The 7,396-nt window shown below is 76.4% G+C and carries 8 protein-coding genes and 1 pseudogene; 7 read left to right on the top strand and 2 right to left on the bottom strand.

Annotated elements, in window-relative coordinates; translation table 11 throughout:
• Positions 1-392 (top strand): SelB domain-containing protein (locus tag KIK08_RS21285; RefSeq protein ID WP_214404972.1); only part of this gene is annotated, 392 nt, incomplete at its 5' end.
• A 22-nt stretch (positions 393-414) separates the two neighbouring features.
• Here the strand turns inward: KIK08_RS21285 and KIK08_RS21280 are convergent.
• On the bottom strand, positions 415-2,103 hold the full coding sequence (locus tag KIK08_RS21280; protein ID WP_214404971.1) for a SpoIIE family protein phosphatase: 1,689 nt from the start codon (positions 2,101-2,103) through the stop codon (positions 415-417).
• Between the two features lie 110 nt (positions 2,104-2,213).
• On the opposite strand from KIK08_RS21280, the gene KIK08_RS21275 reads away from it, so the two are divergent.
• The 6 genes and pseudogenes from KIK08_RS21275 (at position 2,214) to KIK08_RS21245 (ending at position 6,818) form a co-directional block, all read left to right on the top strand.
• Positions 2,214-2,624, top strand: coding sequence for a PPOX class F420-dependent oxidoreductase (locus KIK08_RS21275; protein WP_214404970.1), 411 nt, complete (start codon positions 2,214-2,216; stop codon positions 2,622-2,624).
• A gap of 529 nt (positions 2,625-3,153) precedes the next feature.
• Positions 3,154-4,398, top strand: a pseudogene (locus KIK08_RS42275) (alpha/beta hydrolase domain-containing protein).
• Positions 4,399-4,445: 47 nt separating this feature from the next.
• Positions 4,446-4,676, top strand: coding sequence for a helix-turn-helix domain-containing protein (locus KIK08_RS21260; RefSeq protein WP_214404967.1), 231 nt, complete (start codon positions 4,446-4,448; stop codon positions 4,674-4,676).
• On the top strand, positions 4,568-5,152 hold the full coding sequence (locus KIK08_RS21255) for a Clp protease N-terminal domain-containing protein (protein WP_214404966.1): 585 nt from the start codon (positions 4,568-4,570) through the stop codon (positions 5,150-5,152). The genes KIK08_RS21260 and KIK08_RS21255 overlap by 109 nt, the downstream gene beginning before the upstream one ends.
• Positions 5,153-5,156: 4 nt before the next feature.
• Positions 5,157-5,414 carry a hypothetical protein gene (locus tag KIK08_RS21250; RefSeq protein WP_214404965.1) on the top strand — a complete coding sequence of 86 codons (258 nt, stop codon included), beginning with the start codon at positions 5,157-5,159 and terminating at the stop codon, positions 5,412-5,414.
• A 6-nt stretch (positions 5,415-5,420) separates the two neighbouring features.
• Positions 5,421-6,818 carry a serine hydrolase domain-containing protein gene (locus KIK08_RS21245; protein ID WP_214404964.1) on the top strand — a complete coding sequence of 466 codons (1,398 nt, stop codon included), beginning with the start codon at positions 5,421-5,423 and terminating at the stop codon, positions 6,816-6,818.
• On the opposite strand, the gene KIK08_RS21240 is transcribed toward KIK08_RS21245, so the two are convergent.
• Complete coding sequence (locus KIK08_RS21240) at positions 6,781-7,368, bottom strand: TetR/AcrR family transcriptional regulator (RefSeq protein ID WP_214404963.1); 588 nt, start codon at positions 7,366-7,368, stop codon at positions 6,781-6,783. The two genes, KIK08_RS21245 and KIK08_RS21240, sit on opposite strands and share 38 nt — an antisense overlap.
• Between the last annotated feature and the right edge of the window lie 28 nt (positions 7,369-7,396).

The raw sequence follows: 7,396 nt of genomic DNA, 5'->3' as shown, positions 1-7,396 counted from the left end.
CGGGACGCGTCCGCGCCGACTCCTCCCCCACCCTGCCGGCCCCGGTGCTGGCCGCCCTCGCCGCGGTGCGCGCCGACCTCGACCGCGCGCCGTTCGCCGCCCCGGACGCGGCCCGGCTCGCCGAGCTGGGCCTGGGGCCCCGGGAGCTGGCGAGCCTGGTGCGCGCGGGTGAGCTGGTCGCCGTGGCCGACGGGGTGGTGCTGGCCGCGGGGGCCGAGGACCGGGCCGTGGAGGTCCTCGCCGGGCTGGCACCGGTCTTCACGCTCAGCGAGGCGCGCCAGGCGCTGGGCACCACCAGGCGGGTCGCCGTGCCGCTGCTGGAGCTGCTCGCGCGCCGCGGGCGCACCGCCCGCACGGAGGACGGCCGCCACCGCCTGCGCGGGCCGGCGTGAACCGGCCCCGGGTGCGGCGCAGTCAGGCCCGGACGGCGAACGCGACGACGTCGTCGTCGGAGTCGGTGCCGAGGGCGCTGATGACGGCGTCCACCAGCGCGGCGGGATCGAGCCCCCGGTGGGCCTGCAGCACCTCCAGCAGCTCCCGGGTGCCGGTGTCGAGGTCGCTGCGGCGCCGCTCGACGAGGCCATCGGTGTAGAGGAACAGCGTCGAGCCGGGCTCCAGGTCGACGCGGTGCTCGGGGCGGGGCCGGCGCGACAGCCCGGGGAAGCCGAACAGCATCCCGTGCTCGGGCAGCAGCGCGGTCGACCCGTCGGCGCCCAGCAGCACCGGCGGCGGGTGCCCGGCGTTGGTCCAGGACATCGACCAGCCACCGCGGGCCCGCCGCCGCAGCAGCGCGAGGATCGCCGTGCCCGCCGCGTCCAGGCCGACGCCCGTGCTGGCCCGCTCGAACGCCGAGAAGATCTCCGCCGCCGACCCGCCGGGGTGGTCCCACAGGGCCTGCCGCAGCATCGAGCGCACCTGGCCCATCAGCGTGGCCGCGTGCAGGTCGTGCCCGATCACGTCACCGACCGAGACCGCCAGCACCTCGTCCGGGCCCGCGGGGCCGGAGGCGGCGTCGTACCAGTCGCCGCCGACGTCCTCGCGGGAGTCCGCCGGCACGTACCGGGCGGCCAGCACCAGGCCCGGCACCTCCGGCAACCTGGTCAGCATCGCCTGCTGCAGGTCGTGCGCGGCCTCGATGCGGTGCGCGAGCACCCGGGCCCGCGACACCGCCCGACCCGCGTACCCCGCCACCGTGTTGATCATCAGCAGGTCCGCGGGCGCCAGCGCCCGCGCCGCGCCCCACCCCAGGACGAGGGCCCCCACCACGTCCCGGGGGCCCGGCAGCGGCGCCGCGACGAGGGTGCGCAGGCCGAGCTCGTCGAGCAGTTCCCGGGTGGCCGGGTCCAGGCCCGCCGCCGCGGCGTCCGGGTCCGGGTGCAGGAGCATCCGGCCAGAGCGCACCGCCGCGGTGGCGGCGATCGCGGTCTCCAGGAGCCGGTCGGTCCGCACGTCGGCCGGGTCGTCGGGGCCGGCGGCGAGCACGAGCCCGACGTAGGCGGGCTCCAGCTCGCTGCCGACGAGCTGGTCGACCCGCGCGCGCACGTCGTCGACGGTGGCGGTCTCGGTGAAGGCCTGCGACGCGGCCAGCAGGGTCTGGCTGCGGGCGGAGGAGCGGTGCTGCGCCCGCTCCAGCTCGGCGCGCAGCGACCGCTCGGCCGCGGCGTCCCGGCGGGCCGCGCGCAGGCCCAGCTCCGTCGAGCAGGCGCCCGCGAGGTCGCGGAGGGTCTCGACCTCGGCCCCGCTCCACCGCCGCGGCGCGGAGTCGATCGCGCACAGCGAGCCCAGTACCCCGCCCTCGGAGTCGCGCAGCGGCAGACCCGCGTACGCGGCGACGTCGGGGTCCGCGGCGGCGGAGCCGTCGCGGCCCAGCGGGTGCGCGCGCACGTCCTCGACGACCAGCGGCTGCGCCGTCCGGGCCACGTGCCGGCAGAACGACTGCGCCAGCGGGCCGGGGGCGCCGGCGGCGGCCGGGAACACCTGCTGATCGCCCTGCCCGAGCGCCACGAGCGCGACCGGCACTCCGAGCCGCTTCCGGGCGCGGGCCGCGAACGCTTCCATCACCGGGTCGGGCACGCCGGACGTACCCCGATCGGCGTCGTCCATGCCTGCCGTCCCCCGGTGTGCTGCCGCGCGTCGGCAGAGCCTACGACGGGCCGTCCGGAGGCACCCGATCCGCGTTGCCCGCGGAGCCGGTGACCCGGTACACCCACGCCATGGACGTCCCCGAACCGCTGCGCTACCTGCTCGACTCCACCGCCGTCGCGTTCGTGTCGACGATCGGGCCGCGCGGCGAGCCGCAGACGACCCCGCTGTGGTTCCTGCACGACGCCGGCACCGTGCGGATCAGCCTGGTGGAGGGCCGGCAGAAGCTGCGCAACCTGCGCCGCGACCCGCGGATCTCGCTGGTCGTGGTCGACCCGGCGCGCCCGACCCGCTACATCGAGCTGCGCGGGCGCGTCGACGAGCTCGTCCCGGACTCCGGGCGGGTGCTGGAGCGGCGCATCGCGGCGAAGTACTCGCCGGTGGCGCCGGACGGGGTCGCGGAGGAGGAGCTCGACGACGACGGCCTGGCCCGCTACGCCGCCGCGCTCGTGGTCGAGAAGGTCACCAGCCAGAACTGGTGACGGGCCGCGGGCGTGCGAGGCTGCCACGGTGCTGGAGTCGCTGGACGTGCGCTCGGTCGAGCCCTTCGCGGAACGCCACTACGAGTGGGTGGGCGCCGTGGCCCGCTTCGCCGTGGATCCCGCCGCGGCGGACCACGACCGGATCACCGACCTCGGCCTCGCCCCGCGTGACGAGGACGGCCGCGTCCGGTTCGACGCCGACGTCCGGCTGCTGCGCCCGACCGCGGACGGCTGCGGGCGCGCCCTGCTCGTCGTGCCGAACCGCGGGCGGATCGGGGCGGTGCCGTTCGGCATCGGCGGGGCCGTGCCGGCGGCGCCGCTCGCGCTGCCCCCGGCCGGCGACGGGTTCCTGCTCGACCGCGGCTGGACGATCGCCTGGTGCGGCTGGCAGTGGGACATCCCCCGCGAGGGCGCCGACGCCGCCCTGGGGCTCACCGCGCCGGTCGCCGAGGTCGGGCCCGGGTGGTTGCGCGTCGAGTTCCGGCCCGACCGCGTCGAGCCCGACCACGCCCTGAGCGACTCGGGTCCGATGTTCCGCTACGCGGACCTGCCCACCGTCGACGTGCACGACCCCGCCGCGACGCTCACCGTCCGCACCTCCCCGCTCCGGCCCAAGCAGCCGGTCGACCGGTCGCGGTGGCGGTTCACCGGTCCCGACCGGTTCGCGCTGGACGGCGGTTTCCAGCCGTTCCACTGGTACGAGCTGGTGTACCGGTCGTCGTTCGCGCCGGTCGTCGGTGCCGGGCTGCTGGCGGCACGCGACGTCGGCGCGCACCTGCGCTCCGGGCACGAGCGGGTGTTCGCGTTCGGCATCTCGCAGAGCGGGCGCTTCCTGCGGGAGTTCCTGCACGAGGGCCTGAACGTCGACGAGCGCGGCGAGCAGGTGTTCGACGGCGTCTTCGCCCACATCGCCAGCGCCCGCCGCGGCGAGTTCAACCGCCGCTACGGCCAGCCCGGCCTGGCCCACCCGCTCACCCCGGCCTACGGGCCGCCCCACGACACCACCGCGCTGCTGCGGCGCCAGCGGTCGGTCGGCGGCGTGCCGAAGGTCGTGCTCACCAACAGCGCGTGGGAGTACTGGCGCGGCGACGGCGCGCTCGTCCACCAGGACCCGCGCACCGGCGACGACCTGCCCGAGGACCCGGACGCCCGGTCCCACCTGCTGTCGGGGACCGATCACCTCGGCGCGATGGCGGCGTTCAAGGCGCTGCTGCCGGTGGCCAACCCGGTGCACGCGCTCGACCCGTCGCCGGTGCTGCGGGCGCTCATGGTCCAGCTCGTGTAGTGGGTCTGCGACGGCGCCGAGCCGACGGCCAGCCGGGTTCCGCGCCGCGCGGACGGTACCGCGGTCACCCGCGAGGAGGTGCTGGCCGCGTTCCGCGCCGCGGCGCCGGACGCGGCCCTGCCCGACGTCGAGCACCTGCCGTGGAGCCCGGTCCTGGATCCGGACGCCACCGCGGTGCCGGTCGGGCTCGGGGAGCCGCTGGTGGCGCTGGTGTCGGCGGTCGACGCCGGCGGCAACGAGGTGGCCGGCATCCGGCTGCCGGAGGTCGCCGTCCCGACCGCGGCGTACACCGGGTGGAATCCGCGATCACCGGTCGACGGGCTGCCCGACGTGCTCTACGAGCTGGTCGGCAGCCGGCTGCCGCTGCTGGCCCCCGCGCCCCCGCCGGACGAGGCGGCCGTGCGGGCCGCGGCGGCGGCGCTGGTCGCCGACCGCTTCCTGCTGCCCGAGGACGTCGAGCGGGCCGTGACCGCCGCGCTGACCCGATGAGCAACCCGGGTTGCCTATTGAGCACGTAAGCAACTAGAGTTGCTTAAGTGCCCGACGTTCCCGTTCCCCCCGATCCGGCCGACGCCCTGGCCGCCGTCGCCGCGCTGCGCAGGCTGGCCGACCACCTGGAGGACGCGGCCGTCGAGCAGGCCATGCGGACCGGATGGGGGTGGCCGCGCGTCGCCGAGGCGCTCGGGGTCACCCGCCAGGCGGTCTACAAGAAGCACGCCCGGCGGCTGATCGCCGCCGGCGTCGAACTGAGGAGGCGGGAGGGCTGAAACCCTTCGACGCGTACCTGCACGCGGTCCTCACGCGGGCCGCGGTCGACGCCCGCGATGACGGGTCGACGACGGTCGAGGCGCAGCACCTGCTGCTGGCGGTGGCCGCGGAGCCGGAGCCCACCGCCCGCCCCGCGCTGGAGGCGGTCGGGCTCGACCGCGACGGCGTGCGCCGCGCGCTGGACCGGGAGTTCGAGCACAGCCTGGGCGCGGTCGGGGTGTCGGCCGCCGCCTACGACCTCCCCCGCCCCAGCCGGCGGCCGGCGGACCCGACCATCGGCACCTCGACCCGACTCGCGCTCGACCGCGGCTTCGCCAACGCGTCCCGCAAGAAGGACCTGCGACCCGCGCACCTGCTGCTGGGGATCCTGGCCGCCCAGGTCGGGACCGTGCCCCGGGCACTGGCCCTGGCCGGTGTCGACCGGGAGGGCCTCATCGCCCGGGTGCGGGCCGCGCTCACCACCGAGGAGGACTGACCCGATGCACGTGATGACAGTGTCCCGCGTCCACGACCCGAGCGGCTTCGACGGCGCCTTGAAGGGGGCCTACGGCGCACTCCCCGCCGGCTCGCGGTGGATCCTGGCCGTGGCCGGCGGCGACGGGACCACGGTGGTGAACGTGGTCGAGCACGGATCGGTCGAGGCCTTCCGCGCCTTCCTGGAGCCGCGCACCGCCCCCTACGCCACCACCGACTACGTCGAGGCCGACGCCGCAAACGCGGTCGGCCTCCCCGGGTAGGCGGGCGTGGACGGCGTCCGCGACCGGGTGCGCGGGTCGCTGGCGCGGTACCGGATCCCGAGCGCGGCGGTCGGCGTGCTGCGCGACGGGCGGGTCACCGAGTTCGCCGTCGGGGTCCGTGACGTGCCGTCGCGGGCCCCGGCCACGACCGGAACCGTCTACCAGATCGGGTCCATGACCAAGACCTGGACGGCGCTGGCCTTCCTGGCGCTCGTCGACGAGGGCCGCGCCGCGCTGGACGAGCCGGTGCGGACGTGGCTGCCCGACTTCCGCGTGGCCGATCCCGACGTGAGCGCCGGGCTGACACCCCGCCACCTGCTCACCCACACCCACGGCATCGAGGAGGACTTCGGCGACCCGGGCGAGGGCGACGACGTCTACGCCCGCATGGTCGCGACCATGGCAGGCGCCACCCAGGTGCACCCGCTGGGCGCCACGCACGGCTACAGCGCCGCGCTGGGCTACGCGGTCCTGGCGCGGATCATGGAGGTGGTCGATGGCAGGCGCTGGGACGAGATCATGGCGGCGCGGCTGTTCGGGCCGCTGGGCCTGACCGCCACGAGCAGCCGACCCGAGCGGGTCGACCGCGCCCGGGCCGCAACCGGGCACGTCCTGCGCTCCCTCGACGAGGGCCCCATCCCCTCGCCGGTGCCGCACCTACCGCGCGCGTTCGGGCCCAGTGGCACGATCAGCTCAACCGTGGCTGACGTGCTGGCGCTGGCGCGGGTCGTCCTCGACGGGGGCCGGGGACCGGACGGCCGGCGGATCCTGTCGGCCGAACTGGTGCACGAGATGCGGTCGTCGCGCGTCCCGGTCCCCGACCCGTACCTGTTAGGCCCATACTGGGCCCTGGGTCTGATCGTGTGCGACTGGCACGGCCGGACGGTCTACGCCGCCGATGGCAGCACGATCGGCCAGAACGCCCGGCTGCGGGTCCTGCCCGACACGGGCACCGCGATCGTGGTGCTCACCAACGGCGGGCCGCGCGAGGCCTTCGCCCGCGAAGTGCTCGACGCGGTCCTCGACGAGCTCGGCGAGGGCGGCGTACCGCACCTGCCGGAGACCGACCCCACCCTGGCCCTGGACCCGGCCGACTACGAGGGCGTCTACGCCCGGCCCGGCACCCGCTTCGAGGTGCGCGGGCGCGACGGCGGGCTGGCCCTCACCCAGGTCGTCGACCCCGTGCAGGCGCGGTTCCTGGGCAGGCCCGAGCGCGTCACCCGGCCGCTGCTGGCGGTGAGCCCGACGCACTTCCTGGTGCCCTCCGACGACCCGCTGGAGGACACCGGCACGCTCGCGATCCACGACGTCGGGTGCGTGCGCCACCTGCACACCAACTGCCGTACGCACCCGCGCACGGGCCCGGTCAGCCCGATCGGTCCGGCAGCCGCAGCCCCGCGATGAGCACCCCGACCAGCGTGCGCGCGTCGTAGCGGGGGTCGTTCTCGGCGCCGATGCACAGGTTGCCGACGCCGCGCATGAGCGCGTAGGCCCCGATGTCGGAGCGGATCTCCCCGGCGTCGACCGCCGCCTCGATCAGGCGGGCGGCGACCGGCCCGAGCCGGTCGAGGAACCAGGAGTGCAGGGCGTCGAAGCGCTCGCTGTCCGAGCGGAGTGCGGTGGCCAGGCCGTGCTTGGTGACCAGGAAGTCGACGAACATGTCGATCCAGCGGGCCAGCGCGGCGTAGGGCGTGGGCTCCTCGTCGAGGCAGGTCCGCCCGGCCTCGACGCAGGCCTCGACCTGGTGGCGGTAGACGGCGACGACGAGGTCGGCGCGCGTCGGGAAGTGCCGGTAGACCGTGCCCACCCCGACGCCCGCCCTGGCGGCGATGTCGCGCACCGGCGCCTCGACGCCGGAGGCCACGAAGGCCGCCGCGGCCGCGTCGAGCAGGGCCTCCTCGTTGCGCCGGGCGTCGGCGCGCCTGCGGGTGCCCTGTTCCGCCGTGCCCGCCATCGTGCCTCCTCCGGTCGGCCACCATCAT

Origin of the sequence: Pseudonocardia lacus (genome assembly GCF_018531445.1) — a bacterium.
Lineage (GTDB): Bacteria > Actinomycetota > Actinomycetes > Mycobacteriales > Pseudonocardiaceae > Pseudonocardia > Pseudonocardia lacus.
Note: the sequence above shows the minus strand (reverse complement) of the source record. Positions and strands in the feature narration are given on the sequence as shown.